The organism is Streptomyces albus subsp. chlorinus (assembly GCF_013302895.1).
GTDB lineage: Bacteria > Actinomycetota > Actinomycetes > Streptomycetales > Streptomycetaceae > Streptomyces > Streptomyces chlorinus.
The window spans coordinates 2048049-2074778 of record NZ_VJOK01000001.1; the positions used below are offsets into that span (position 1 = coordinate 2048049).

Annotated in this window: 22 protein-coding genes; 12 read left to right on the plus strand and 10 right to left on the minus strand. The window is 73.1% G+C overall.

From position 1 onward, the window contains the following. A partial coding sequence (locus tag FM076_RS09180) for a LysR family transcriptional regulator (RefSeq protein ID WP_173869421.1) occupies positions 1-615 on the minus strand: 615 nt, incomplete at its 3' end. A 146-nt stretch (positions 616-761) separates the two neighbouring features. On the opposite strand from FM076_RS09180, the gene FM076_RS09185 reads away from it, so the two are divergent. Both FM076_RS09185 and FM076_RS09190 read left to right on the plus strand, forming a co-directional pair. After that, positions 762-1802 (plus strand): EamA family transporter, encoded by a 1041-nt coding sequence (locus FM076_RS09185; protein WP_243274851.1) that lies wholly within the window; start codon positions 762-764, stop codon positions 1800-1802. Positions 1803-2076: 274 nt separating this feature from the next. Continuing rightward, a complete protein-coding gene (locus tag FM076_RS09190; RefSeq protein WP_173869422.1) occupies positions 2077-2874 on the plus strand; it encodes a site-2 protease family protein in 798 nt (265 codons plus the stop codon). 157 nt (positions 2875-3031) lie between these two features. Here FM076_RS09190 and FM076_RS09195 read toward each other — a convergent pair whose 3' ends face one another. The 9 genes from FM076_RS09195 to FM076_RS09235 all read right to left on the minus strand — a co-directional run bounded on the left by FM076_RS09195 (position 3032) and on the right by FM076_RS09235 (position 12623). After that, on the minus strand, positions 3032-3223 hold the full coding sequence (locus FM076_RS09195) for a hypothetical protein (protein WP_173869423.1): 192 nt from the start codon (positions 3221-3223) through the stop codon (positions 3032-3034). 46 nt (positions 3224-3269) lie between these two features. Beyond that, positions 3270-4754, minus strand: coding sequence for an MFS transporter (locus tag FM076_RS09200; protein ID WP_173869424.1), 1485 nt, complete (start codon positions 4752-4754; stop codon positions 3270-3272). Between the two features lie 716 nt (positions 4755-5470). Further along, entirely contained in the window at positions 5471-6034 is a 564-nt protein-coding gene (locus FM076_RS09205) for a hypothetical protein (RefSeq protein ID WP_243274391.1), read from the minus strand. 78 nt (positions 6035-6112) lie between these two features. After that, complete coding sequence (npdG, locus tag FM076_RS09210; RefSeq protein ID WP_173869425.1) at positions 6113-6829, minus strand: NADPH-dependent F420 reductase; 717 nt, start codon at positions 6827-6829, stop codon at positions 6113-6115. A 58-nt stretch (positions 6830-6887) separates the two neighbouring features. Next, positions 6888-7235, minus strand: a complete 348-nt coding sequence (locus FM076_RS09215) for a hypothetical protein (RefSeq protein WP_173869426.1) — start codon at positions 7233-7235, stop codon at positions 6888-6890. Positions 7236-7497: 262 nt separating this feature from the next. After that, a complete protein-coding gene (locus tag FM076_RS09220) occupies positions 7498-9873 on the minus strand; it encodes a DUF6571 family protein (protein ID WP_173869427.1) in 2376 nt (791 codons plus the stop codon). Positions 9874-9912: 39 nt separating this feature from the next. Then, positions 9913-10254 (minus strand): hypothetical protein, encoded by a 342-nt coding sequence (locus FM076_RS09225; RefSeq protein WP_173869428.1) that lies wholly within the window; start codon positions 10252-10254, stop codon positions 9913-9915. A 260-nt stretch (positions 10255-10514) separates the two neighbouring features. After that, entirely contained in the window at positions 10515-11348 is an 834-nt protein-coding gene (locus FM076_RS09230; RefSeq protein WP_173869429.1) for a TrmH family RNA methyltransferase, read from the minus strand. A 162-nt stretch (positions 11349-11510) separates the two neighbouring features. Then, a complete protein-coding gene (locus tag FM076_RS09235) occupies positions 11511-12623 on the minus strand; it encodes a sialidase family protein (RefSeq protein ID WP_173869430.1) in 1113 nt (370 codons plus the stop codon). 457 nt (positions 12624-13080) lie between these two features. On the opposite strand from FM076_RS09235, the gene FM076_RS09240 reads away from it, so the two are divergent. The 10 genes from FM076_RS09240 (at position 13081) to FM076_RS09285 (ending at position 26689) form a co-directional block, all read left to right on the plus strand. Further along, on the plus strand, positions 13081-13275 hold the full coding sequence (locus tag FM076_RS09240) for a type A2 lantipeptide (RefSeq protein ID WP_173869431.1): 195 nt from the start codon (positions 13081-13083) through the stop codon (positions 13273-13275). Between the two features lie 171 nt (positions 13276-13446). Continuing rightward, on the plus strand, positions 13447-14253 hold the full coding sequence (locus FM076_RS09245) for an HlyD family efflux transporter periplasmic adaptor subunit (protein ID WP_173869432.1): 807 nt from the start codon (positions 13447-13449) through the stop codon (positions 14251-14253). Next, positions 14250-16514 carry an NHLP family bacteriocin export ABC transporter peptidase/permease/ATPase subunit gene (locus FM076_RS09250; protein WP_345944934.1) on the plus strand — a complete coding sequence of 755 codons (2265 nt, stop codon included), beginning with the start codon at positions 14250-14252 and terminating at the stop codon, positions 16512-16514. The genes FM076_RS09245 and FM076_RS09250 overlap by 4 nt, the downstream gene beginning before the upstream one ends. A 9-nt stretch (positions 16515-16523) precedes the next feature. Further along, complete coding sequence (locus tag FM076_RS09255) at positions 16524-19433, plus strand: NHLP bacteriocin export ABC transporter permease/ATPase subunit (protein ID WP_428814767.1); 2910 nt, start codon at positions 16524-16526, stop codon at positions 19431-19433. 101 nt (positions 19434-19534) lie between these two features. Beyond that, entirely contained in the window at positions 19535-20683 is a 1149-nt protein-coding gene (locus FM076_RS09260; RefSeq protein WP_173869433.1) for a substrate-binding domain-containing protein, read from the plus strand. A gap of 155 nt (positions 20684-20838) precedes the next feature. Beyond that, entirely contained in the window at positions 20839-22182 is a 1344-nt protein-coding gene (locus FM076_RS09265; protein ID WP_345944935.1) for an ABC transporter substrate-binding protein, read from the plus strand. 194 nt (positions 22183-22376) lie between these two features. After that, positions 22377-23258 (plus strand): carbohydrate ABC transporter permease, encoded by an 882-nt coding sequence (locus tag FM076_RS09270; RefSeq protein WP_173869434.1) that lies wholly within the window; start codon positions 22377-22379, stop codon positions 23256-23258. Beyond that, positions 23255-24130, plus strand: coding sequence for an ABC transporter permease subunit (locus FM076_RS09275; protein WP_173869435.1), 876 nt, complete (start codon positions 23255-23257; stop codon positions 24128-24130). Before FM076_RS09270 ends, FM076_RS09275 begins: the two co-directional genes overlap by 4 nt. A 65-nt stretch (positions 24131-24195) precedes the next feature. Then, complete coding sequence (locus FM076_RS09280) at positions 24196-25206, plus strand: hydroxyacid dehydrogenase (protein WP_173869436.1); 1011 nt, start codon at positions 24196-24198, stop codon at positions 25204-25206. A gap of 214 nt (positions 25207-25420) precedes the next feature. Next, positions 25421-26689 (plus strand): MFS transporter, encoded by a 1269-nt coding sequence (locus tag FM076_RS09285; protein WP_173869437.1) that lies wholly within the window; start codon positions 25421-25423, stop codon positions 26687-26689. Positions 26690-26730 lie beyond the last annotated feature (41 nt).

Sequence of the window (26730 nt, forward strand, 5' to 3'; positions counted from 1 at the left end):
GACGGTCCCGGGCGGCTGGCACACCCAGCGCTGCCCGGCCAGGTCGGCCGCGACCAGCGAGGCCCGCGCGGCCAGCGGATGGGCGGCGGGCAGCAGCACCTCGCAGTGGTCCTCGCCCAGCGCGGTCCTGCGCACCCCGTCGGGCGCGGGCATCGGCGCGATGTCCCAGTCGTGCGCCAGGGCCACGTCCACCTCGCCCCGGGCCACCAGCCCCACCGACAGGTGCGGGTCGACCTCCGTCATCCGCAGGTCCAGCTCCGGACGCCCGGCGGCGAGGCGGGCCAGGACGCCGGGCATCAGTCCGCGCGCCCCGCTCGGGAAGGCGGCCAGCCGCAGCCTGCCCGCCGGGCGGCCCCGGCGCTCCTCCAGCGCCACCTCGGCCTGCTCCGCGAGAGCGAGCATCCGGGCCGCCGTGCGCGCCAGCATCAGCGCGTCGTCCGTCAGCGCGATGCCGCGCCCCTGGCGCTCCAGCAGCGTGGTCCCGGTCTCCCGCTCCAGTTTGGCGATCTGCTGCGAGACGGCGGACGGGGTGTAGCCGAGCGCCTGGGCGGCGCCGCCCACCGAGCCGTGCGTGTGGACGGCGTGCAGGGCGCGCAGCCGGGACAGATCGAGCATGGTGCCGTACCTCGTCCTTCTCCGGGCCCCCGCGGGCAGCCCGGGGGCTTCCCGCGCGCGGCGACTGTTCAGTGTTGCTGCATCCCATCATGCACAAAGCCGTGCTGGTGCTGAACAGTCGGGGCGACGACGATCGTTCCATGCGTCTGCGTCCCCTCCACTTCGCCCTCGCCGTTCTGGTCGCCGCCGTCTGGGGCGTCAACTTCGTCGTCATCGAGATCGGGCTGCGGCACTTCCCGCCCCTGCTGTTCTCCGCGCTCCGCTTCCTCGTCGCGGCCCTCCCCGCCGTCTTCCTCGTCCGCCGCCCACGCGTCGCCCTCCGCTGGATCGTGGCGGTGGGACTGGTGCTCGGCGTCGCGAAGTTCGGACTGCTGTTCATCGGCATGCAACAGGGCATGCCCGCCGGACTCTCCTCCCTGGTGCTCCAGGTGCAGGCCGTCTTCACCGCCGTCTTCGCCGCCGCGACCCTGGGCGAACGGCTCGGCCGCATACGGCTGGCGGGCATGGCCGTCGCGCTCGCCGGGATCGCCGTCGCCGCCGTCGAACAGGGCACCTCGGGGCCGCTGGGCGCCTTCCTGACCGTCATCGCGGCCGCCGTCGCCTGGGGCGTCTCCAACGTGCTGACCCGCAAGGCCGCACCGCCCGACGCGCTCTCCTGGATGGTGTGGGTCAGCCTCGTCCCGCCCCTGCCGCTGTTCGCGCTCTCCCTGCTGTTCGAAGGCCCCTCGGCCGACCTCGCGGCCCTGCGCTCCCTGGACGCGGGCGGCCTGGCCACCCTCGGCTACGTCGCCTGGGTGACCACCTTGTTCGGCTTCGGCGCCTGGGGCTTCCTGCTGCGGCAGTACGACGCCACCGCGGTCGCGCCCTTCTCCCTGCTGGTGCCCGTCTTCGGCATGACGTCGGCCGCGCTCGTCCTGGGCGAGGGCATCACCGCGGTGGACGGGCTGGCCGCCGCGCTGCTGATCGGCGGCGTCACCCTCGTCTCCCTGGCGGGAGGACGCCGGCCGGCGCCCATCGGGGAGGGGAAGGAAGGACCGAAGGGGCACGAGGGGCCGGAGAGGCGAGAGGGGCCGGAGGGGCCGGAGGGGCCGGAGGGGCCGGACCGACCGGACCGACCGGACCGGCGGGGTGGCCAGGAACCCGAGGAGACCTCCTCCGTGCTGACCGGCTCCGGCTCACCGGGCTGAGGGAGCCCGGCGGGCTGGGAGCGCCCGCGAGCCGAGGGAGACGGCGGGCCGGGAGCGCCCGCGAGCCGAAGGAACCCACGAGCCGAGGGAGGCCGCGAACCGAAGGAACCCGCAGGGCGAAGGAACCCGCGCAGGGCGAAGGAGACCGCGAGCCGAAGGAGACCGACCGACCCGGCGATACGGGCCAAAGGTGCGCTCCCGGCCAACGACGCCAACATCCCGTACCGTGCGCGGGGTTCGCGGGTTCCGCCTCCTGCCGGTACGGTCTGGCTCCATGACCAGCGCATCCACCCATCCGGAGCACCACCGGATCAGCCCGGTCTTCCTCGGACTCGTCGCCCTCATGGCGGTCTCCGGCTGGGCCGTCTGGTACGGATGGGCGGAGGTCACCGGCTTCGCCGTGTTCGTCTTCGTCGTCTCCGGGTGGGTCGTCTCCCTGTGCCTGCACGAATACGCGCACGCGCGGTCCGCGCTCAGCGCGGGGGACGTCTCGGTCGGCGCCAAGGGCTATCTGACCCTCAACCCGCTGCACTACACCCATGCGGTGCTCAGCGTCGTACTGCCCGTGATCTTCGTGGTCCTCGGCGGCATCGGGCTGCCCGGCGGCGCCGTCTACATCGAACGCGGCCGCATCCGGGGCCGCTGGCGGCACAGCCTCGTCTCGGCATCGGGCCCGCTGGCGAACGCCCTGTTCGCGGCCGTCCTGACCGCGCCGTTCTGGCTGCACGGCATGGCCGACGTGCCCGTCGCCTTCCGCTGCGCCCTCGCCTTCCTCGCACTGCTCCAGGTGACGGCCGCCCTGCTGAACCTGCTGCCCGTGCCCGGGCTCGACGGCTACGGGGTGATCGAGCCGTGGCTGACACCGCGCGTGAGGCAGCAGGCCGAGCCCTTCGCCCCGTTCGGCCTGCTCCTCGTCTTCGGCTGCCTGTGGATCCCCCAGGTCAACGAGGTCTTCTGGCACGTCATCGACACCCTCCTGCGCGGCATGGGCGTCTCCGAGACCGAGACCTTCCTCGGCCTCGAGTACTTCCGCTTCTGGCAGGGCGAGCCCCAGAACGTGCTGCTGCCGTGAGGACCGCACCGGCCGGAGCCGCCGGGTCCGGACGACGGGAGCCGCCGGGTCCGGACGACGGGAGCCGCCGGGGGCCCGGACGGCGGGAGCCGCCGGGGGCCCGGACGGCGGGAGCCGCCGGGGGCCCGGACGGCGGGGAGAGCCGGACGCGGGAGGTCTACGCGGTGGCCCGGCGGCGGCGGTGGTAGTACCAGGCCATGTTGGAGGTCAGACCGGCCAGCAGGACCCAGACGATGCCGAGCCAACTGCCGTGCACGAAGGAGACCACGGCCGCGACGGCGGCCAGCAGGCAGATGACGGTCGCGTAGAGGGCGAGGCCCCTGGGGGCCCGGCTGGCGGGGGCTGGCATGGGTCAGGGCTCCAATGCGTGTGAGGTGTGCGCCGGCCATTGTCCCTCACCCCTCCTCACGGGCCTCCCGCCGGGCCGTACGGCGCCCGTACGCCACGTCCACGAGGGCCACCACCAGGGCGCCGGCCACGAAGCACAGCGCGGTGATCAGCCCGTAGTCGAGGGCCGTGGCCCAGTTGTGGCTGCCTGCCAGCCAGGCGAAGAAGACGGCGCCGACGGCGGCGATCCCGGCGGCCGAACCGATCCGCTGCCCCGTCTGGATGACGCCGCCCGCCGCCCCTCCCTGGGCGACGGGCACGGAACGCAGGGCAAGGGTCTGGTTGGGGGAGATCACCAGCCCCGAACCGAGCCCCGCGCACAGCATCGGTGCTGCCAGCGCCCAGCCGACCGCGCTGTTCTGCACCTCGTGCACGGCCAGGCTCGCGCCCCCGAGCCCGAGCAGCACCAGAGCCAGGCCGACGGCGATCAGGGGCCGGCCGACACGGGTGATGAAACGTCCGCCGACCGCGGCGGAGATCGCCGAGCCGACCGCGAAGGGGGTCAGCGTCAGCCCCGCCTGGAGCGCGCTGTAGCGCATCCCGTTCTGGAGGAAGAGGGTGAAGATGAAGAAGATCGTGGTGAACCCGGCGAAGTAGAGCAGTCCCAGCAGCGTCCCCAGCGAATAGGAGCGGTCCTGGAAGAGCCCGAGATCGACCAGGGGCGCCTTGCCGTGCCGCCGGAAGGAGCGTTCCCACCACACGAAGAGCACGATCAGCAGCACCCCGGCCGGCTCCAGCAGCCACTTGCCCTGGCCCTGCCACTGCCGCTCCTCCACCAAGGGCAGCATCACGGCGACGACGCCCGCGCCGAGCAGCAGCACCCCGACCGGGTCGAGGGACTCCCGGTGCCCGGTGTCGCGCTCCGCGCAGGCGTGCGGCACCAGGCGCAGGGCGAGGAGGAAGGCGAGGACACCGATCGGCAGGTTGACGAAGAAGACCCACCGCCACCCCTCGGCGGCTCCGAACCCCTGGATCAGCAGCCCGCCCAGCAGCGGGCCGACCGCCGTCGACAGCCCGATCGTGGAGCCGAGCATGCCGAACGCCCGGCCCCGCTCGGCACCGCGGAAGAGCTGCTGGATCATGCCGGAGATCTGCGGCATCACCAGCCCGCCGCCCACGCCCTGCACCAGCCGGGCGCCCACCAGCCAGCCGGCGCCCTGCGCGAAGCCGCACACGATGGAGGCGACGGTGAACAGGACGAGCCCGGCCAGGAACGCGGTACGCCGGCCCAGCGCGTCACCGATCCGCCCCGAGGGCACCAGCACCAGCCCGAACGTGAGGGCGTAGCCGGAGACGACCCAGGAGAGCGCGGACTCCGAGGCGCCGAGGCCCCGCTCGATGGCGGGGAGCGCGACGTTGACGATCGAGACGTCCAGCAGCGACATGAAGCCCACGAGGAGACACACCGACAGCGCCTTCCAGCGCCGCGGGTCGGGGGTGTACTCGTCGGTCGTGGTCCCGGTCCGCCCGGTGGCGGGTACGGGCTGTCCCATCCGTGCCTCCTGACGGGCGCGCCCTGTGGCCGTCACGGACCGCCCCGTGAGGGGCGGGATGTTCCCGGCCCGCATGTCCAAGGGCGCGGGGTGCCCGCGTCCCCGGCGTCCTACACGTCGAGGCCGACTGGTCCGCCGCAGGCGGCCCGTCCGTCACGGACGTCCCCTCATCATGGACGCCCGCACCACGGGCGTCCCGCAGGCCACGGCCCATGGACGCCCCGCGTGCCACGAACGGCCCGCATCACGCGGATGCGGGCCGGACGGCCTGGTCGTCCGTCACGGACGGCTCCCACGTCAGGCGTCGGATGTCAGGCGTCAGATGTCAGGCGTCAGGCATCGGGCGGGAGACGTCAGACATCGGGCGGGAGACGGCGGGCATCGGAGGGGAGACGTCGGGCATCGAACGGGAGACGTCGGGCATCGGGCGGGAGACGTCGCGCATCAGGCGTCGGACACCAGGTGCCAGGCGGTGGACACCAGGTGCCAGGCGGTGGACACCAGGCACCGAGCGCCACCTGCCCGCACCTCGCGTCGCGCGCCCTGGCCGCGTCAGGGGCCGGGCGGGGGTGCCTCACCGGTGGCTCTTGCGGGTGGACGCCGCACCAGCCGCGTCCCCGCCGGGCGCCTGCTCGGCCAGCCGGTCGGCCAGGGTGGCGACCTGGCGGCCCGAGAGCCGGGTCCGGCCCTCACCGAGAGTGACGACCAGGGCGACATCACCGTCCCCGGCGCCGGGCAGGCGGACGGCGGGCGACGTTGCCGCCGGGAGCCAGCAGCGGTCGGCCCGGCTCGGCGTCCCGCGCCTGCCGGGCGAACCGCCGCAGCTGGTCCATCGTCAGACGGGCGTCGTGCTGGATCTGCGGCAGCAGCACCGCGACGGCGTACCCCTTCCGCACGCCGACCGTGAAGAGGCGGGCCCGCTCCCCGCCGAGGCGGTATCCGCAGTCGACGAGGGCGCCGCGGGCCCGGGTCAGCGGCTCGTCCGGCCCGTCGGGCAACTCGCCCAGCACCGAGCCCCCCTCGACACGCGCGGCCTCGCCGCGGACGCCGGCCGCCCGCAGCGCGGCGCCGGGACGGTAGGCGACGGGACACTCCCGGCCGGCCGCGGCGGCCTTCTTCCGCAGGGCCGCCACACTCAGCCGCGGCGCGGGAGCCGCCGCCCGCTCCCCCCGGTGTCCGGCGTCACCACCGTGCGCCCCGTACCCGGAACAGGCCGCGAGCACAGCCGCGAACACGGCGGCGACCGTCAGGCCGCCGCCGGGGACCTTCCGCTCCCCCATCTTCCGTCTTCCGCTTTCCGTTCTCCGCCCCGCGCCCGCCACCGGTGCCCCCGCCCGAACCCGTCGGCTCGGACGCCGTCAGATGTCGGTGAGGCGGACGCCCGCGTGCGCCTTGTAGCGGCGGTTGACGGAGATGAGGTTGGCGACCAGCGACTCCACCTGGTGCGCGTTGCGCAGCCGCCCGGCGTAGACGCCCCGCATGCCGGGGATGCGGGCCGCCAGCGCCTGCACGATCTCGCAGTCGGCGCGCTTCTCACCCAGCACCATCACGTCCGTGGGGATCTCCTCCACCTCCGGGTCGGAGAGCAGGACGGCGGACAGGTGGTGGAAGGCGGCGGTCACCCGCGACTCGGGCAGCAGGGCGGCGGCCTGCTCGGCCGCGCTGCCCTCCTCGGGGACGAGCGCGTAGGCGCCCTTCTTGTCGAAACCGAGCGGATTGACGCAGTCCACCACGAGCTTGCCGGCCAACTCCTCCCGGAGCGCCTCGATCGTCCTGGCGTGCCCCTCCCACGGAACGGCGACGATGACGATGTCGGAACGGCGGGCGCACTCGGCGTTGTCCGCGCCCTCGACCCCGTGCCCGATCCCGGCAGCCGCCTGCTGGGCCCGCTCGGCGGCCCGGGAACCGATGACCACGGACATCCCGCCGCGCGCGAGCCGGTACGCCAGCCCCCGTCCCTGGTCCCCCGTCCCCCCGAGCACCCCGACGGTCATCCCCGACACGTCGGGCAGGTCCCAGGGGTCCTTCTTCGGAGCGGTGCTGCCTGCGGCGGCGGAAGAGGAATCAGCATTCATAGGCCGCATCCTGCCATCCCCTTGCAGGGAGCACTCGCGCGACCACCGGTGAAGGTGATCACTCCCGCCCACCCGCCCCGTTCACACAGGGCAACTTCCCCGCCACCTCGGCCATCGCCTCCTGAGCCAGCTTCCCGAACACCTTGTGGGCCTGGTCGGGGTTGTCGTTGAGGGGGGTGTCGCTGGCGCGCAGATCAAGCAGGTACCTGGTGACCGAACGGTCGACAGCGTTGGAGGAGCGGCGGCAGTCCAGCGCCGCGACGGCGCCACCCCGCCATGTGGCCACCTCATAGCGCCCCGGGTATTTCCGCGGTTTTTCCCGCGTGTTGTGGGACCGGATGGCTTCAGCCGGGGTGGTGGCGCCCACCGGGTCGTCCGGCTTCACCCAGTCTCCGGTAAGACTCACGGCGGGCTTGCCGTCCACGAAGTACCTGCACCCTTGCGAGGCAGCCCGCGGGCTTCCGAGCTCATCCAGTTGGTCCTCCCGTTTGACTTCGTGCCCTGGACCGAAAAGCATCGCGTAACTGCTCTTCGGTAAAGGCTGACCGCACAGAGTTTCGGGGATGCGGTATTCCCGTTGCGGCGATTCCCCACACGCTCCTACGGTCATGCCCACGCAGAGCAGCACAACCACCTTGGCGAGACTCCGACAGGCTCTCAAGACCCACCTACCCCGCCGGTGTCGGGCCCGCATGGGACCGGACCGTTCCCGCGCCGTCCTGGAACCCGGAAAGTCCGTCCCTTCCGGCTCCGGCCACCATGGCGTTCAGGGTGTGCCCCCGCAAACCGACCTCTCTCCCCAGGGTTTCGACCCAGTCCCGGTAAAAGTCCCTCGTGTCAACCTGGGATTGCGTGAATTCGTACCTGCCCTGCACCGCGCCCTTCTCGGCCTCTTGGGGAACGTCTCTTTTGATCTGCTCCATGATCGCGGTATTGAGATCCTCCTGGGCCCACCCCACCGGCGTGGACAGGAACGCCCCGCCCTGCCCGCTGCCAAGGTTTCCGGTCCCCAGCCCCACAAACCTGTTCACCCATTTACTGGCTTCGTCCGCAGATTTGTTGAAGTCCTCAGCTTCAGCCACCTTGTCGTCGTACAGCGCGTCCGCCTTGGCCTCGCTGAGGACACCCGAAACATAAGCCCCTCCGATGACAGCGTCTCCGACGTAATCCCGTACATCACTCGCGTCCGCGCCGGGCGGAAGATCGCGGATCACATCCTGGAGATGCTCGACCGTGTACATCTGCTGGGAAGCCTTCACGACCCCGTACCCATAAGGATCCCGGCCGACCTGGTTCAGGTATTCATGGAGTGCTCCCGGGTCGAACTTGGCGGGGTGGCCGCGTACCGGCAAGCGGTCGTCGCCGTAGGTCTCCCGTTGTACGTCCCCGGGATAGTCCGCGATCATCTCCGCGAGGGTGCGGCGGAAGCCGGCGAAGTCCTCGCCCTTGGCGATCGGTGAGACGTCGTCCTTGCCGGGCGTGTAGCCGAACACCCGCACCGCCTCCTCCATCACCCCCGCATTCGCGGCCGAATGCTTCGGGGAATCGACGGTCGCCACGGTGTCGGGCAGGCGGCCCGTGGCGCCTGCCTTCAGTGCTGCTTCGAAACCGTCCCGGGCGTCCTTGTCCAGCCTGTCGTCGGTGTCGTACACGTCGACGTCGACGATTTTCCAGTCGCGTTGCTTGACCAGGTACTCCATGCGGTCGTTCTTCTGCACCCCGTCCTTGTCGAGGTCCGCGTCCGAGGCGGGGTCCAGGTATCCGGCGGCGGTTTCCGGGTGTTTGGACATGATGGCGAGGAGGCCGTCGTACGGGTCGTTCTCGAAGGTGGCGCTCCTCATCTCGGGCAGTCCGCTGGTTGTGGAGACGCCCTTTCCGAAACCGGCGTGGTCCCAGATGTCGGGGTCTTTCTCCTCGGCCGCCCGGATGTCGTCGCCCAGGTCGTGGAGCATCTGCGGGGAGTATCCGTCCCCGTGCTTCATCAGGGTGACGAGGGTCTGATAGCCGCGGCCGTAGGAGGAGGCGTCTCCGACGCCGGTGGCGGGACGCAGGCTGTAGGACCACTCCGCGACTCCTGCTTTCCGCATGCCCGAGCGCCACTTGTCGTAGAACTCGCCGTCCCCGCTGTGCAGCCAAGCCGTGTACTTCTTCCCGTACTCGGCGGAACTGAGGGGGATCCTCTTGCCGTCGCCGTCCCGGAAGACGGGCACCCTGGTCGCCGTGGCGAGCGAGGTCGCCAGTGATTTCTCCAGGCCCAGGTACTGCTCCTGATGTCCTTTGTCGGTGCGGTACGCCAGCGCGTTCAGCTGGTTCGTCGCGTCGATCAGTCCGTCCGGTCCCAGGGAGTCGAGCATGGTGCGGGTGAAGTACGTGTCGTCGGCGTTCGCCCGCAGCATCACCTGGAGATCGTGGCGTTCCCGGGCGGTCAGGCCGCCGCCGTTCTTCAGGGAGTCGAGGCGCGCGGCGAGTTCGGCCGACCGCTGGGCGGCGTACTTCTCGACGTCCCCGACGGCCTTGCTGTTGAAGCCGCCCGACTCGCCCTTGCCGTCCTTGTCCGTCGCGGCGGCCTTGAGGGCGAGCATGTTCTCGTGGTCCACGTCCTCGACGTGCTGGACCGCTTTCTGGATGCGGCCGTTCCACTTGGCTTCGGCGTCCGCCCGGCCGGGATCGCGCAGGGCGCTCTGCGCTTCCTTGTCCGACAGGTCGCTGGTGTCGAGGTTGCATTTGCCGTACTCGTCGACCTTCATGCCGCCTTCGTGGACGGCCTGGTCGCGGACGTTCTTCAGGTGTTCCCTCGCCTTGACCAGCCGGCCGTGCGCGTCATCGAGTACTTCGGCGATCTTCGTCGCCTGCCGTTTCGACGCGGACAGTTCGTGGAGGGTGATGTCCGAGGACTTCCAGAAGGCGCCCGCCGACTCCCCCTTCCACCCGGTGAGCTTCTTCCGGACGTGGTCCCGGTAGTTGTCCCGCAGCGTGCCGCAGCGTTCGGCCATCGCCCGCCAGTTCTTGGCCGTCTCCGTGAGAGCGGACAAGTCGGCTTTCATGATGTCGTGGTAGGTCAGTCCCATGCCGGTCGCCCGCCCTCACAGGTCGTCGAGGCGGCTGCCGGCCGAGGGGGACGAGAGCCTGGCGAAGCCCCGGACGCGCTCGTACTCGAGTCCCTGGAAGGAGGTTTTGGTCGCGTTGAGGGCGTGCATCTCGCCCCGCAGCCGGTTGGCGGCCTTCTTCCACGCCTCGTCCCATCGCTCCAGGCAGAAGTCGAGCCCCTTCCTGGTGTCCCAGCCGCGCAGCTCCCCCGGGGTCGTGTTGCTGCTGCCGAAGACGCTCGTGGAGGCCATCACGGCCTGTCCGCCTTCGCGCACCACCGCCGGGCCCAGGTCCTTCTCGATGTATGCGGCGACGGCTCGCTTGTCGCCCGGTGTCACCGCGAGATCGCTCCGGTCCGCCCCTCCGGGACCGTGCGGTGCTCCGTCGAGTCGGGTGCGGGTCGGTTCCGCCGCGTGGGCTCGCTGTTCCTCGCGTGGCAAGGCTTCCCCCCTGGCCGTTCGGTGAACTGGTCCCCCGTGCTCGTTCGCACTGCGCACAGTGCGCGCATATGTGCGCACTGCGACGATGTGGCAGCTTATCGCGGTCACGCTCCGGGGAGTCAATCGGTGACGGGACCGTGCAGACCGCTCCCGCGCCGTCAGGCGGGATGGTGCCGGTGGCGTTGGCGGGCCGCTTCGTAGAGGACCGCTGTGGCGGCGTTGGCGGCGTTGAGGGAGCTGGCCGTGCCGTGCATGGGGATGCGGACGGTGCGGTCGCAGCGTTCGCGCCAGGCGTTGCTGAGGCCCTTCGTCTCGTTGCCGATCAGGAGGAGGGTGGGGCCCGTCAGGTCCGCGTCGAAGAGGAGGGTGTCGCCCTTCTCGTCGGTGCCGACGACGGTGACGGGGTGCTCGGCGGTGCGGGCCGCGAGCCAGGCGTCGACCTCGCGTGGGGCCGAGGTGCGGACGGTGGGGAGGGAGAAGAGCGAGCCGGTGCTGGCGCGCACCGCTTTGGGGTCGTACACGTCGGCGGCGTGGCCGGTGACGATCAGTCCGTCGGCGCCGAAGGCGTCCGCCGAGCGGATGAGGGTGCCGATGTTGCCGGGGCTGGTGGGGCGGTCGAAGAGGACGCCGAGGAAGGCGGGGCCGACCGGGATGCGGGACAGGTCGTCGTCGGGCAGGCGGACGACAGCGAGCAACTCGGTGTCGCCGTCCTCGCGTTCGCTCAGCTCCGCGAGGAGTTCCGGTGCCATGGCGACGCGCTCACCGGCCACGTGCGGCGCGTCCAGGAGACCGCGCGCCCAGTCCGAGAGCCGGCGGCCCTCCGCGTACAGCAGGGCGCTCACCGGCCAGCCGTTCTCGACGGCCAGGGTGACGGGCCGGACGCCCTGGACGAGGAACTCGCCGGCCCGCTGCCGTTTGGTGCGGTTCGTCAGGAGGGCCTGCCACTGCTGGAAGCGGGCGTTGCGCGTGGTGACCCGCTGGAATGTGCGCATGCGGCCGAGCCTAGCCGCGGGGCCGTACGCCGCGGCGGGCGGTGCCGGCCCCGTTCCGTACAGGGGAGGGGTGAGGAGGGAGGGGAACGGGAGACCTCTCCGGCGCGGCCGGCACCCGCGCCCACACGGGGGGCACCCTCACGCCCCGCCCGGCCGGCGCCCTCACGCCCGGGCCTCACCCGTCAGTTCGGCGACCGGGACGCGGCGGAAGGTGAGCGTCTCGTAGGCGCTGGCGTCGCCGGTCTCGTAGAGGAGGCCGACGGTGTGCTCGTCCACCCGGACGAGGTCGGAGTAGGCGGCCCGCCGCTCGTCCACCACGTGGGCCTCGCGCCAGGTGGCCCCGCCGTCCGTGCTGGCCCGTACGGACATGCGGTGCCGGGTCTCGGGGTGGGAGGGGGCGGAGAAGAGGAGGACGTCGGGGTCGCGCAGTTGGAGGACGCTGCCCTGGACGACCGGGGTGGTGAGGTGCTCCTGCGGGGCGAAGGGCGCGGTGAGGGTCTCCGCGCCGTCGGCGGAGCGGGCGTCGGCGCGGTGCGCGGGGGCGTCGGAGTCGTTGCGGGTGTTGAGGTAGACGGTGCCGTCGGGCAGTTCGGTGGCCGTGGTCTCGTTGACGTTCACCCAGCCGTCGGGGTTGTCGTCGACATAGCCGATGCGCCAGGTGGTGCCGCCGTCGTCGCTGAGGAGGACGTGCCCGCCGTTGTAGCGGCCCTCGGTGCCGTCGTCACCGGGGAAGACGGGCGGCGTGGAGTGGTTGGCCGGGACGACGACGCGGCCGGGGCCGTGGGCGTGGTCCACGGAGAGCTGGAGCGCGTGGCCCGGGGTGGTGGCGTACCAGCGCCAGGCGGGGTCCTTGGCGGTGCCGGTGATCTCGCGCGGCTCGCTCCAGGTGACGCCGTGGTCGTCGCTGTGCTGGACCCAGACGCGGCGGCCGTCCTCGGTGGCGATCTCGCCGCGGCGGATGCGGTCCTCCGCGGCGAAGGCCGCCGCCCGGACGAAGACGAGGAGGACGCGGCCGTCCGCCAGGGTGACGGGTGCCGGGTTGCCCGCGGTGCCCTTGCCGTTGGTGGCGACGGCCGCCGCAGGTCCCCAGGTACGGCCGCCGTCCTGGGAGCGTCTGAGGACGATGTCGATGTTCCCGCTGTCGGCGGTGGAGTCGACGCGCCCTTCGGCGAAGGCGAGGAGGGTGCCGTCAGCCGCGCGGACGAGGGCGGGGATGCGGAAGCCGGCGTAGCCGTCGGTGCCGGCGCGGAACGGTACGGAACTCTCGTACGGCATGGAGCGGCTCCAACTGCCAGAGGTAGGACGTCCCTTGTCCGGCGAACGGTAGGCAGGTGCGGGGGACCCGTCAAGGCGGGGGCCGTCGGGCCCCGAGCGGGGGCCGTCGAGCCTCGGCCGGGGGGCCGTCGGGCCGCGGGGGCGGTCCCGCGGCGCTCCCCGGAGTGGTGGGAGAGCGGAGAAGACGGGGGCACAAAGCGGCGGGGTATGTGGGGTGTCTGCACCTCGGGAAACGGGCTGTGGAGATTTTGGGACGGCCGGGCCCTCAAGTGGCGGGCGGCTGCGGTCGCGTGTTCTGCTCTTCGGGCAGTCACGCGGAACCACCGCTACCGGTTCCGGATGTGCCCGGTTTTCCGGGCCTGTCCGGGCCCGACTGATGAGCGCCCCGATCGGTTTTTCGTGCCGCCTGGGGCGATTCCCCCTCATAAACCCAGAAGCAATGAAGGGAAACGCATTCATGCGTCACCACATCGAGACCGCCGAGCTTGCCGACGCCGAGCTGGACGCCGTTTCCGGCGGCATCGCCAGCGAGGCCCTGGGCGCTGCCACCTCGACCGTCGACGGCGTCGAGGGCCTGGTCGGCAACACCGTGAACGGTGTCAGCACGGACGGTCTGCCCGGCGTCAGCGTCGCACTCGGCGCCCAGTCCTGAAACAATCGGTGTCATTGACTGACACCTTTTCCGCGCCCTGCCGCAACCGCTCACCTTTCCGGTAGGGCGAGCGCGGAGCATAAGCCCCGGACTTCGTTCCGGGGCTTATGTGTTACGGTCATGCGCCGTTCCCCGACGGCGGTGCAGAAAATGCAGTGAAGGACTTGTGACGTGGAGTTCCGGCAAAAGGCGCTCGCGAAGTTGCAGTCGCCCGAAGAACTCGACGTTCCGGTGCGTTTCGCTCGCCCCCAGGGTTTGCTGGTTCTTGTGGTGACGCTCGTCGTGATGGCGGCGGGCGGCGTATGGGCGGTCACCGGGACGGTGTCCACGAAGCTGGCCGCACCCGGCGTCCTCACACACGAGGACGGCAGCTACCTGCTGCAGAGCCCGGTCGCGGGACAGGTGACCTCCGTCCATGTGAGGGAGGGTCAGTCAGTACGCGCGGACGCCCCAGTGGTGAGCGTCCGCACACGGCAGGGGGTGCGGGCCGTGCGGACGGTCGCGCGGGGGAGGGTCACCTCGCTGGCGGCCAGGATCGGTTCGGTCGTCACCACCGGCGCGGACGTGGCGATCGTCGAGCGCGTCAAGGGCGCCGGCGACCCGCTCGTGGCGATGCTCTACGTGCCGGCCGACAAGGGGGCGGCGGTCCCGGTGGGCGCCGCCGTGGACCTGCGCGTCACCTCCGTGCCGTCGGACCGGTTCGGGCTGCTGCGCGGCACGGTCGAGTCCGTCGGCCGCACCCCGCGCACCGAGGAGCAGATCAGCGGTTTTCTGGGAGACAGGACGTTGGCGCAGCGGTTCACCCGGCAGGGCAAACCCCTAGCCGTGCTGGTGTCGTTGAAGCGGTCCCCGGCGACCAGGTCCGGGTACGCGTGGTCCCGCGAGGACGGGCCGCCCTTCCGGCTCGACTCCGCGACGCAGGTGAGCGGTGCCGTGCACCTGGCCGCGCAGCGTCCCGTCGACTGGCTGCTGCCGTGACGGCGCCCGCGCCCCGGCCGCGCCAGGACCGCCGCAGGCAGCACCGGGCCCGGCCGCCCGCCGCGGGGCGCAGGGCCCGCACCCCGGCGGCGGAACCCGGCAGGCGGCGGCCCCGAACCGTCCGTACGCCCACGGTCCTCCAGATGGAGGCCGTCGAGTGCGGGGCCGCCGCGCTCGCGATGGTGCTGGGCCACTACGGGCGCCATGTGCCGCTGGAGGAGCTGCGCATCGCGTGCGGCGTCTCGCGGGACGGCTCGCGGGCCAGCAGCCTGCTGAAGGCGGCGCGGGGCTACGGGCTGACGGCCAAGGGCATGCAGATGGAGCCCGAGGCGCTGGCCGGGGTGCGGGCACCGGCCGTGCTGTTCTGGGAGTTCAACCACTATGTGGTCTTCGAGGGGACGGGCCGCCGCCTCGGCCGCCGCGGGGTGCACATCAACGACCCGGCGAGCGGGCGCAGGTTCGTGCCCATGGAGGAGTTCGACACCTCGTTCACCGGTGTGGTGCTGACCTTCGCGCCGGGCGACACCTTCCGCGAGGGCGGCCGCAGGCCGGGCGTCCTGGCGGCCCTGCCCGCGCGGCTGCGCGGCACCTCGGGGGCGATGGCGGCGGCACTGGTGGCCAGCGTGCTGCTGGTGGTCGTCGGCGCGGCCGTGCCCGCGCTGAGCCGCACCTACATCGACACCTTCGTCTTCGGGGCGCGGGACTCGCTGCTGGGGGTGCTGTTCGCCGCGATGGGGGCCGCCGTGGTGCTCACGGCCGTACTGACCGCGCTCCAGCAGGGCAATCTGCTGCGGGCGCGGCTCATCTCCTCCACGCTGAGCAGCGCCCGCTTCCTCGGGCACCTGCTGCGGCTGCCGGTGACGTTCTTCGCGCAGCGCAGCCCGGCCGACCTCGTCCAGCGCCTCCAGTCCAACGACACGGTCGCCGAGACCCTGGCCCGGGACCTGGCGGCGGCGGGCGTGGACGCGGTGGTCGTGGTCGCCTACGCGGTGCTGCTGTGGACGTACGACCCGCAACTGACCCTCGTCGGGGTGGGCATCGCCCTGCTGAACGTGGTGGCGATGCGGGTGGTGATCCGGCTGCGGGCCACGGGGACGCAGAGGCTGCGCGCCGACCGGGCCCGGCTCACCAACACCTCCTACAGCGGGCTCCAGCTGATCGAGACGATGAAGGCCACCGGCGGCGAGGCGGGCTACTTCCGGCGTTGGGCCGGCCAGCACGCCACCACCCTGGAGGTGCAGCAGCGGCTCGGGGTGCCCAGCGCGGCGCTGGCGGTGGTCGCGCCGACGCTGGCCTCGCTCAACAGCGCGGTGATCCTGCTGGTCGGCGGGACGCGCGCGGTGGAGGGCGCCATCACGGCGGGGCTGCTGGTCGCCTTCCAGGCGCTGGTCACCAGCTTCACCGCACCGCTGACGCGGCTGAACTCGGTGGCGGGCCGCATCCAGGACTTCGCCGCGGACGTCACCCGCCTCAAGGACGTCGAGGCGTTCCCCGCCGACCCGCTGCACACCCGCCCCGAACCGGCCGCGGGCGCCCGGCGGCTGGCCGGGCACGTGACGCTGGAGAACGTCACCTTCGGCTACAACCCGCTCGACGCGCCGCTGCTGACGGGGCTCTCGCTGACCGTGGGGCCGGGCCGGCAGGTGGCGCTCGTGGGCGGCTCCGGCAGCGGCAAGTCCACCGTCTCGCGGCTGCTGGCAGGCCTGTACACGCCGTGGGAGGGCGTCATCCGGATCGACGGGCGGCGGCTGGAGGACCTGCCGCGCGGGGCGCTGGCCGCCTCCGTCTCCTTCGTCGACCAGGACGTGTTCCTCTTCGAGGGGACGGTGCGCGACAACGTGGCGCTGTGGGACCCGTCCGTCCCCGACGAGGCCGTCGAGGCGGCGCTGCGGGACGCGGCCGTGTACGAGGATGTGGCCCGGCGGCCCGGCGGCCCGCACAGCCGCGTCGAGCAGGACGGCCGCAACTTCTCCGGGGGCCAGCGGCAGCGCCTGGAGATCGCCCGCGCGCTGGTGCGCGAGCCGAGCATCCTCGTCCTGGACGAGGTGACCAGCGCGCTGGACGCCGAGACCGAGGCCGTCATCATCGACAACCTGCGCCGGCGCGGCTGCGCCTGCGTGGTGATCGCGCACCGGCTGAGCACCGTACGGGACAGCGACGAGATCGTGGTGCTGGACCGGGGCACCGTCGTGGAGCGGGGCCGGCACGAACACCTGCTCGCCGCCGGCGGGGCGTACGCGCGACTCGTCAAGGAGCACTGAGGTACGCAGGTGACATACGCGCAGCAGACCGGCCGGACGGTCTCCCCGGCCGGCGATGTGGTGGCCGTCCATCTCGGCGCGCTGGGCGAGGCGGTGGCGCACACGCCCGGCACCGGCATGTCGCTGGAGGGCCCGCACGTGCTGTGGCTGGTGGCCGAGGGCGCCATGGACGTGTTCGCGGTGGACGCCACCGGCGCCGGGAGCTGGCACTTCCTGGGCCGGCTGGAGCCGGGCACCCTGCTGCTGGGCCCGGTCGAGGGGCCGCGGCACACGCTGGTGGGGCGGCCGGTGCGCGGCGGCGTGGTGCGCCGGATTCCGCTGTGGGAGCTGCCCGCGGGGCAGCCGGGGCAGCGGTACGGCGACGGCTGGGGCGCGTACGACGGCTGGGACACCTACGCCGGACAGTGGGTCCAAGGGGCGCACGGCACCGTGCCCGGACCGCTGGAGGACGCCTTCGCGCGCGGCGTCGGCCGCGGCCTGCGGGTGCTGTTCGAGGCGCCGCTGGACGGCCGGCCGCGGCGGCCCGGGCAGCCCGTGGAGGAGGGCCCGGCCGCCGACGAGGACATCCTGTGGATGCCCGTCGCGCCCGGCGGCGTGCGCTACGGCACCGGCGGCGCCCTGCTGCTCGACCGGGCCATGTGGCAGCACATGGTGGACCAGCTCGCGCGGCTGCTGTTCACCCTCGACCGCTGGATCGAACGGCTGGAGCGCGCCCACGAGGACCGTACGGCGGCGGGCATCGAGGCCGGCCAGGCCGTGCGCGAGGAGGCCGACCAGGCGCTGCTCGCCTCGCTCGGCACGGGTGCGCGGCAGCAGGCCCCGGCAGGCGGCGCGGACGCGCACGACGCCACGGTGGCCGTCTGCCGCGCCGTCGCCGAGGCGGCCGGCGTGACCTTGCGGGTGCCGCCGCAGGGCCCGGACCCGCACGAGCGGGTGGACCCCGTCGAGCGGCTGGCGCGCGCCTCCCGGCTGCGCACCCGGCCGGTGAAGCTGGCGGGGGCCTGGTGGAAGCGCGACTGCGGTCCGCTGGTGGGGTACCGGGCGGCGAGCGGCGCGCCCGTCGCGCTGCTGTGGCGGCGCGGCCGGTACGAGGCGGTGCAGCCGGGCAGCGGCAGCCGCTGGCGCGTCGGGGCCCGGAACGCGGCGACGTTCTCCTCCCGCGCCGTGATGTTCTACCGGCCGCTGCCCGACGAACCGCTGTCAGCGCCGGGGCTGCTGCGCTTCGCGCTGCGCGGCGCCCGCGGCGACCTGCTCACCCTCCTGCTGTGCGGGCTCGTCGCCGTGGGGCTGGGCGCCCTGGTGCCGGTCGCCACCGGCCAGGTGCTGGGCGTGTACGTGCCCAACGCCGAGCAGGGGCTCATCGCGCAGGCCGCGGCGGCGCTGGTGGGCACCACGGCCGTCGCCGCGGCGTTCGGGCTGATGCAGAACACCGCGCTGCTGCGGCTGGAGGGCCGGATCGAAGCCGCGCTGCAACCCGCCGTCTGGGACCGGCTGCTGCGCCTGCCGACCCGGTTCTTCGCGGGGCGCTCCACCGGGGAGCTGGCCGGCGCGGCGATGGGGGTGAGCACGATCCGCCGCGTGCTGTCGGGCATCAGTTCCGTCGTCGTCCAGTCGAGCACGGTGGCGGCGGTCAACCTGGTGCTGCTGCTGGTCTGCAGCGTGCCGCTGGCGCTGGCCGCGCTGGGCGTGCTGGCCGTCGTCGCCACCGTCTTCGCGGCGCTGGGGGTGTGGCAACTGCGCTGGCAGCGGCGCCTGGTGGCGCTCAACAACAAGCTGGGCAACCAGGCGTTCCAGACGCTGCGCGGGCTGCCGAAGCTGCGGGTCGCGGCGGCCGAGTCGTTCGCGTACGCGGCCTGGGCCAAGGACTTCGCCCGCAGCCGCGAACTCCAGCGGCGGGCGGGCCGCATCCGCAACCTCAGCACCGTCGTCAACGCCGTCTACCTGCCGCTGGCCATGCTGCTGCTGTTCGTCCTGCTGGCCGGCCCGGCCCGGGGCGCCCTGGCGCCCAGCGGGTTCCTCACCTTCACCACGGCCATGACGATGATGCTCACGGCCGTCACCCAGCTGACCAACTCGCTGCTCTCGGCGGCGGCGGTGCTGCCCCTGTACGAGCAGCTCAAGCCGGTCCTGGAGGAGCCGCCCGAGGTACGCGACGGCAGCGTGCGGCCCGGCACCCTCACGGGTGCCGTCGAGGCCCGGGAGGTGACGTTCCGCTACGGCGAGGACGGGCCGCTCGTCCTGGACGGGGTCTCCTTCCGCGCCGAGCCCGGGGAGTTCGTGGCGATCGTCGGGGAGAGCGGCTGCGGCAAGTCGACACTGCTGCGGCTGCTGATCGGCTTCGAGAGGCCCGTGTCCGGCGAGATCCGCTACGACGGGCAGGACCTCGCGGCCCTCGACCAGGCGGAGGTGCGCCGCCAGTGCGGGGTGGTGTTGCAGCACGCGCAGCCCTTCACCGGCTCGATCCTGGAGTGCATCTGCGGCGCCGAGACCTACCCGCTGGAAGAGGTGTGGGAGGCGGCGCGGATGGCGGGCGTCGCCGACGACATCAAGGCGATGCCCATGGGTCTGCACACCATGCTCTCGGACGGCGGCGGCACCGTCTCCGGCGGACAGCGCCAGCGGCTGATGATCGCCCAGGCCCTGGTGCGGCGCCCGAGGATCCTCTTCTTCGACGAGGCGACCAGCGCGCTGGACAACGAGACCCAGCGGGTGGTGGCCCGCAGCACCCGGGAGTTGCGGGCCACCCGGGTGGTGATCGCCCACCGGCTGTCCACCGTGCTGGACGCGGACCGCGTCCTGGTCATGTCCCGGGGCCGGATCGTCCAGGAAGGCCCGCCCTCGGTCCTCCTCGCCGACCGCACCGGCCCTTTCCACCACCTGGTACGCCGTCAGCGGATGGAGCCGGGCGAGCGGGTCTGAAGCGTCACCGATGCCGCCGGACTCCGGCGGAAAGGAAGGGGTCCCGCGCCGCAGCGTGACCGTATCGTAGGCAGAAACGCTCAAACGAAAGGGTTGCCGCCGTGCGCGAGGGGGCCGCCGCCAGGCGGGAGAGGGTGCTGGAAGCGGTCCGTACGCGGGGGGAGGTGCGGGTCACCGCGCTGGCGCGGGAACTGGGCGTGTCGGTCGTCACCCTGCGCCGCGACGTGGAAGAGCTGGCCCGGCGCGGGGAGTTGCGCCGCGGGCACGGGGTGGCGCGCTCCCTCTCCCCGGTGGCGGAGCGGCCCCGCACACCGGGGCTGGACGCCTCCGCGCCCTCGGTGGGGCTGGTCGTCCCGGAGCACCACTCCTCCCTGTTCGAGGCGGTGGGCGGCGCCCGTACCGTCCTGGAGGCGGCCGGGGTGCGCATGGCGCTGCACATCGCCGGGCACCACCCGGGCGCCGAGCGGGAGACGGCTCGCCAGGCGGTGGAGCAGGGCGCCGTCGGCCTGCTCGTCGCACCGCGCGGGCGCACCGCCGGCGCGCCCGCACTGGACGAGAAGTGGCCGGCCGGGCTCGCCGTCCCCGCCGTGCTGATGGAGCACCGGCCGGCGCCCGGGTCCCCGCTGCAGGCGTACGACTCCGTGTGCGGCGACCACGCGTACGGGGCGCGGTTGGCGCTCGACCACCTGGTCTCCCTGGGGCACCGGCGCATCGTACTGGCGGCCCGTGACGACAGTCCGACGGCCCGCACACTGCGGGCGGCGTTCGCGCGGATCGCCCGGGAGCGGCCTCGGATCGAGGAGGGGGCGGTCGTCCTGACCGCGGGCCCTTCCGCGGCCCCGGAGCCCGGTCCGACGCGGACGCCGGAGACGGGCGGCGGCCCGGCGGGCCTGGTGGACCTGGTGGACCTGGAGAACCTGGCATCGGTGCTGCGCGAGCGCGGTGCGACCGCCGCCGTGCTGCACCCGGACGTGGACGCGCTCATGCTGGTGCAGCAGTTGCGCGCGGGCGGGGTGCGGGTGCCGGAGGACTGCTCGGTGGTGGCCTACGGCGACGCGGTGGCCGCGCTGGGCAGCCCGCCGCTGACGGCGGTCGCCCCGCCGAAGGAGGAGGTCGGCCGGGCGGCGGCCGAACTGCTGCTGCGGCGCCTGCGCCATCCCGGCGACGCGGCCCCGGAGGCGGTACGTCGTATCGAACTGCTGCCCAGGCTCGTGGTGCGGGGCTCCGCGGTGGAGGCACCGGCGGGGTGACCCGGGAACGCGGAGAGGCGTGCGATGCCTCGGCCAACCCTTGGGCCCGCACGCTCGTTTGAGCGTTTCATTTTCCCCTGATCGCTCCATTGACCCCTCGCGTGCGAGCGATCAGGATGCCGGTGTTCCCTCCTCTTCCGAAGGAGGCATCCGCCGTGCCCCGCCCCGCCTTCCGCGCTCTCCGCACCCTCCGCGCCCTCCTGGCCGCGCTCGCCGTACTGCCGCTGCTGGTGGCCGCCGCCTGCGGCGGAGGCGGCACCGGCGCCCGGGAGACGGGCGACGACCGCGTCCACCTCACCTTCTGGTCCGCCCTGCGCGGCAGCCAGGAGGTCGTGGACGCCTACAACCGCGGCCAGGCGCGCGTCCACGTGGACTTCGAGCAGGTGCCCTCCGGCCAGCAGGGCGGGTACGCGAAGCTGAGCAACGCGGCCCGCGCGGGCAACGCGCCGGACGTCGCCACGATCGAATACCCGCAGGTACCCGGTTTCGCCATCGACGGGGTGATCCGCGACCTCACACCGCTGGTCGGCGAGCGGCTGCGCGACCAACTGCTGCCGCGGGCACTCGCGCTGACGACGTTCGAGGGGCGCGTCTTCAGCGTGCCGATGGACATCGAGCCGATGGTCTTCCTCTACCGCCGCGACCTGTTCGCCAGGCACCACCTCCGACTCCCCCGCACCTGGGCCCGGTTCGAGGAGACGGCGCGCCGCATCAAGCGGGCGGCGCCCGGCGCGCGCATCGCCACCTTCCCCACCGACGGCGGGCACCACCTGGCGGGGCTGGCCTGGCAGGCGGGCGCCCGGTGGTTCGACACCGCCGGCCGCACCTGGACCGTGTCGATGACGGACGGTCCCACCCGCAAGGTGGCCGCGTACTGGCAGCGGCTGATCGACGAGGAGCTGGTCTTCCTCAACCCCGTGGACACCCAGGCGGGTTCGGCGCAGATCGGCCGGGGCGAGGTCTTCGGCAAGCTGACCGGCGCCTGGGACGCGGGCGGGATGATGGCCGCCCAGCCCGGCCAGAGGGGCAGGTGGGGTGTGGCGCCGCTGCCCCGGTGGGACCCCGCGCACCCCCGGGTGGGCACGCACGGCGGTTCGACGTTCGCCGTCACCAAGGACAGCCGCCACCCGCGGGCGGCCATGGACTTCATCGAGTGGCAGGTCTCCAGCCCGCAGGCGCTCAGGGCCCGGCTCTCCAGCGGCGTCAGCAGCCAGTACCCGGCGGCCACGGACCTGGTGGCGGTGGCACGCGAGGCCATGGACACCCGCTACTTCGCGGGCCAGGACATCTACGCCCTCTTCCGGCGCGAGGCCGCCCACATCTCGCGGGGCTGGACATGGGGGCCGCGGATGACGGCCACCCTCAAGACGGTGCAGACGGGGCTGGCCCGGGCCGGCGACGGGGAGGGCACCGTGCTGGGCGCCCTCGATCAGGCCCAGCGCTCGGCACTTCCGGATCTCAGATCTCTCGGACTCTCCGTGCGTGCGGGGCCGCGGTGACCGCCGCCCCCGGCCCGGCCGCGTCGCCGGGTGCCGCCTCCCCGGGTATCTCGTCGCCGGGTGCCGCCTCCCCGGGGGCCGTGCCCGGCTCCCGTACGGGCCGGACGGTGCTTCCCGGCCGTGCGGCCGGGGCGAAGGGCGCGACGAGAAGCACCGGCAACACGGCGCGGCGGCGCGCGGCGGGGGCGTGCACGATGCTGATGGCACCGTTCTTCGCCCTGCTCGTCCTGGTCTTCCTCGTACCGGTGGGCGCCGCGGTCCGGCTGAGCCTCTTCAGCGACGACCAGCCCGGACTCGGCTTCGGCCCGGAGCGCACCGTCTTCGCCGGTTCACGCAACTACGAGGCCGTGCTGACCGACCCGACGTTCCTGACGGGCATGGGCACCACGGCCCTCTACTGTCTGGTCCACATTCCCCTGGTCGTGGTACTGGCACTCGTGCTGGCGCTGCTGCTCGACTCGGGCGCGGCGCGGCTGCGGCGCACCGCGCAGCTCTCGCTGTTCCTGCCGCACGCGGTGCCCGGCATCATCGCCGCCGTCATCTGGCTCTACCTCTACACGCCGGGGCTGAGCCCCGTCGTCGAAGTCCTCCGCGACGCCGGCGTCACGGTGGACCCGCTCGGGGTGGACACCGTGCTGCCCTCCGTCGTCAACATCGCGCTGTGGAGCAGTCTCGGCTACAACGTCGTCATCTTCTACGCCGCCCTCCAGGCCGTGCCGCGCGAACTGACGGAGGCGGCCCTCGTGGACGGCGCGGGTCCGGTGCGCACGGCGCTGCGGGTCAAGGTGCCGCTGGTGCGCGGGGCGGTCGTGATGGTCGTGATGTTCACCCTGATCTGGTCGCTCCAGCTGTTCACCGAACCGATGCTGCTGAGCCAGGCCACCCCGGTCGTCGGCGACCGCTACACCCCGGCCATGTACCTCTACGACGCCGCCTTCACCCGCGACAACCACGGCCTGGCCGCCGCGGCCTCGGTGGTGCTGCTCGCCGTCACCCTCGCGCTGTCCTACGGGCTGGGCCGGTGGAGCAACCGCACGGCCCGGGGCGGCGGTCCGGTCGGGGAGGGTTCCCGGTGAGCGCCCGGCGCGCCCCGGTCCGGCCGCGCGCGGCACGCCCCCGGCTGCTGGGGCGGGCCGCCGTCAACGCCGTCGTCGGCCTGTCCGCCCTCTACACCCTGCTGCCGGTGCTGTGGCTGCTGCCGGCCGCCGCCAAGAGACGGGACGCCCTCTTCCGGAGCGACCTGCTGTCACCAAGGGACTTCTCCCTTGCCGGGAACCTCGCGGCGCTCTTCTCCCTGGAGGACGGCGTCTACGGCCGCTGGTACGCCAACAGCCTGCTGTACGCGGTGGGGGGCGCGGCTCTCGGGACGATGGTGAGCGTGGCCTGCGGATACGCCTTCGACAAGTACCACTTCCGCGGCAAGGAGAAGCTGTTCGCGCTCGTCCTGGCCGGGGTGATGGTGCCGCCGGCGGTACTGGCCCTCCCGCTGTACCTGATGGCGTCCGGACTGGGAGTGGTCAACACCTTCTGGTCGGTGTTCGTCCCCGTCCTCTTCAACCCCTTCGGCGTCTACCTGGGCCGCGTCTTCAGCCGGGGGTACGTGCCCGACGAGGTGCTGGAGGCCGCCCGGATGGACGGCGCGGGCGAGCTGGCCTCCTACTTCCGGGTGGCCCTCAGGATGCTGGGACCCGGCCTGGTGACCGTCTTCCTCTTCCAGCTCACCGCGATCTGGAACAACTTCTTCCTGCCCATGGTGATGCTCTCGGACCAGTCGCTCTTCCCCGTCAGCCTGGGGCTCTACGTCTGGAACAGCTCGGCCGTGGTGACACCCGACTACTACCCCGCGGTCATCTCCGGCTCGCTGCTGGCCGTCCTCCCCCTCCTCGCCGCCTTCGTCCTCCTCCAGCGCCACTGGAAGTCCGGCCTCACCGCGGGCAGCGTGAAGTGACCGCGCCCGGCAGCCCGGCCCCGCCCACCCCCGTCGGCCCTCCGCCCTCACTCACCAGGAGCCCCATGCCCGGCACCCGACCGGCCGCCGCCCTCGCGATGGACGAGAAGGCGGCCGACGCCGTCCTGAAACCCGCCGCCAAGCGCCGCCTCGCCCAGGCCGTGGACCTCTCCCCCACCGTCCTGACCGACTTCACCACGGCGGAGGCCAGGACGGTCCTCGCCCGGACCCGGCTCCTGATCACCGGCTGGGGGTGTCCGCCACTGGACGCCGAGGCCCTCGCCCACGCCCCCGGGCTGCGGGCGGTGGTGCACACGGCGGGCAGCGTGCGGGGGCACGTCACTCAGGCGTGCTGGGCCCGGGGCATCGAGGTCTCCACGGCGGCGGCGGCCAACGCGGCCCCCGTCGCCGAGTACACGCTCGCCATGATCCTGCTGGCGAACAAGCGGGTCCTGCCGGCGGCCCGCGCCTACCGCGAGCGCCGCTCGCGCGGGGAGTGGCTCCTCGCGGACCCGACGCTGGGCAACTACCGCCGCACCGTCGGCATCCTGAGCGCCTCCCTGGTCGGCCGCCGCGTCATGGAACTGCTGCGGCCCCACGATCTCCGGGTACTGCTCCACGACCCGTACGTCACCGAGGAACAGGCGGCGGCGCTCGGCGCGGTCAAGGCCGGGCTGCCGCAGGTGTTCGCGGCCTCCGACGTGGTGAGCGTGCACACGCCGCTGCTCCCCGCCACCAGGGGCCTGGTCGGCGGCGACCTGCTGGCCCTCCTGCGGGACGGGGCCACGCTCATCAACACCGCGCGGGGCGCCGTCCTCGACCAGGACGCGCTGACCGACCAGGTGCGCCGGGGCCGCCTGAACGCGGTGCTCGACGTCACCGAACCCGAGGTCCTGCCCGCCGGGCACCCGCTGTGGGAGTGCGACAACGCCCTCCTCACCCCGCACCTTGCGGGGTCGCAGGGCAACGAGCTGGACCGGCTGGCGGAGTCGGCGGTCCAGGAGGTGTTCCGCTGGGCAGCGGGCGAACGGTTCGCCCACGCGGTACGCCCGGAACACCGGAACCTCCTGGCCTGACGGCCGGCCGGAACACCGACGGGCTCGCAGCCGCACGGAGGTCACGGGTCCGGCCAGGGAACGGCTCCCGCGCTGACGGCTCTCTCCCCCGGAGGGTTCGGCTGTCGGGTGCGGGTCCGAGCCGGGAAATGCTGTCGGGTGCGGGTCCGTGCGGGAAATTCCATGCGGGAAATACGGTTGCCCTTCCGTGCGGCGCTGGGCAGGATGCCGCCTCGTGCTTCCGGACCTCTCCCCATGGCGGGACTCGCGGGATTTCCGCACCCTGTGGGCGGCGGGTCTCATCACCACCTTCGGCAGTTTCCTCACCTTCGTCGCCCTGCCGCTCCAGCTCAAGGAGCTGACGGGCTCCGCGGCGGCGGTCGGGGCGCTGGGCGCCGTCGAACTGGTGCCCCTGATCGTGTTCGGGCTCTACGGCGGTGCCCTCGCCGACGCCGTGGACCGGCGCACGCTGATCCTGGCGAGCGAGGCGGCACTCGGTCTGGTCGCCCTGGGGCTGCTGCTCAACGGCCTGCTGCCGCACCCGCTGGTGTGGCCCCTGTACGCGGCGGCAGCGCTGACCAGTGCGCTGACCGGCATCCAGCGCCCGGCGCTGGACGCGATCGTCCCCCGTATCGTGGCGCACGAGCACCTGAGCGCCGCCGCCGCGCTCAACGCGCTGCGCTGGCAGGTCGGCGGTGTGGCCGGCCCCGCGCTCGCGGGCCTTCTCGTCGCCTACGCGGGCACGGCCTGGGCCTACGCCCTCGACGCGGCGACGTTCGCCCTGTCGTTCCTGATGGCGCTGCGGCTGGCGGCCTCCCCGCCCGCGCACGACGCCGCCAAACCGTCGCTGCGCGGCATCTGGGAGGGCGCACGGTACGCGTGGAGCCGCAAGGAGCTGCTGGGCACCTATCTGGTGGATGTCGTCGCGATGCTGTTCGCCTTCCCCCTCGCGCTCTTCCCCTTCCTTGCCGACCAGTTGGACGCCGTCTGGGCCCTGGGGCTGATGTACGCGGCGCTGCCGTTCGGCTCGATGCTGGTGAGCGCGACGAGCGGCTGGGCGGCCCGGGTGCACCGGCACGGGCTGGCCGTGGTCCTGGCCGCCGCCGGATGGGGCGCCTCGATGACGCTGGCGGGGCTGGTGGGGAACGTGTGGCTGGTGCTGCTGTTCCTGGTGCTGTCGGGCGCGTTCGACATGATCAGCGGAATGTTCCGGATGACCATGTGGAACCAGACCGTTCCCGACGCGCTGCGCGGCCGGCTGGCCGGGATCGAGCTGCTGTCCTTCTCGGCCGGGCCGCAACTGGGCCAGGTCCGCTCGGGCGCGGTGGCCTCGCTCACCACCGTACGCGCCTCGGTGTGGTCGGGCGGGCTGGCCTGCGTCGCCGGTGTCCTGCTGCTGGGCGCGGCCCTGCCGGGGCTGCTCGCGTACGACGCGCGCACCGACGAGCACGCGCGCGCGGTGCGGGAGGCGCGCGGGACCGGCGCCCGCGAGGCCGACGACTGAGACGGTACCCCTTCCGGGACCCGGCGTCCCCGGGACCCGGT

What these genes read in the sequence shown, in the direction of transcription:
- FM076_RS09270 (WP_173869434.1), top strand. Translation starts at nt 22,377, where the DNA reads ATGCTGATGGCACCGTTCTTCGCCCTGCTCGTCCTGGTCTTCCTCGTA.
- FM076_RS09190 (WP_173869422.1), top strand. Translation starts at nt 2,077, where the DNA reads ATGACCAGCGCATCCACCCATCCGGAGCACCACCGGATCAGCCCGGTC.
- FM076_RS09230 (WP_173869429.1), bottom strand. Translation starts at nt 11,348, where the DNA reads ATGCGCACATTCCAGCGGGTCACCACGCGCAACGCCCGCTTCCAGCAG.
- FM076_RS09235 (WP_173869430.1), bottom strand. Translation starts at nt 12,623, where the DNA reads ATGCCGTACGAGAGTTCCGTACCGTTCCGCGCCGGCACCGACGGCTAC.
- FM076_RS09240 (WP_173869431.1), top strand. Translation starts at nt 13,081, where the DNA reads ATGCGTCACCACATCGAGACCGCCGAGCTTGCCGACGCCGAGCTGGAC.
- FM076_RS09195 (WP_173869423.1), bottom strand. Translation starts at nt 3,223, where the DNA reads ATGCCAGCCCCCGCCAGCCGGGCCCCCAGGGGCCTCGCCCTCTACGCG.
- FM076_RS09200 (WP_173869424.1), bottom strand. Translation starts at nt 4,754, where the DNA reads ATGGGACAGCCCGTACCCGCCACCGGGCGGACCGGGACCACGACCGAC.
- FM076_RS09220 (WP_173869427.1), bottom strand. Translation starts at nt 9,873, where the DNA reads ATGAAAGCCGACTTGTCCGCTCTCACGGAGACGGCCAAGAACTGGCGG.
- FM076_RS09205 (WP_243274391.1), bottom strand. Translation starts at nt 6,034, where the DNA reads ATGGGGGAGCGGAAGGTCCCCGGCGGCGGCCTGACGGTCGCCGCCGTG.
- npdG (WP_173869425.1), bottom strand. Translation starts at nt 6,829, where the DNA reads ATGAATGCTGATTCCTCTTCCGCCGCCGCAGGCAGCACCGCTCCGAAG.
- FM076_RS09280 (WP_173869436.1), top strand. Translation starts at nt 24,196, where the DNA reads ATGCCCGGCACCCGACCGGCCGCCGCCCTCGCGATGGACGAGAAGGCG.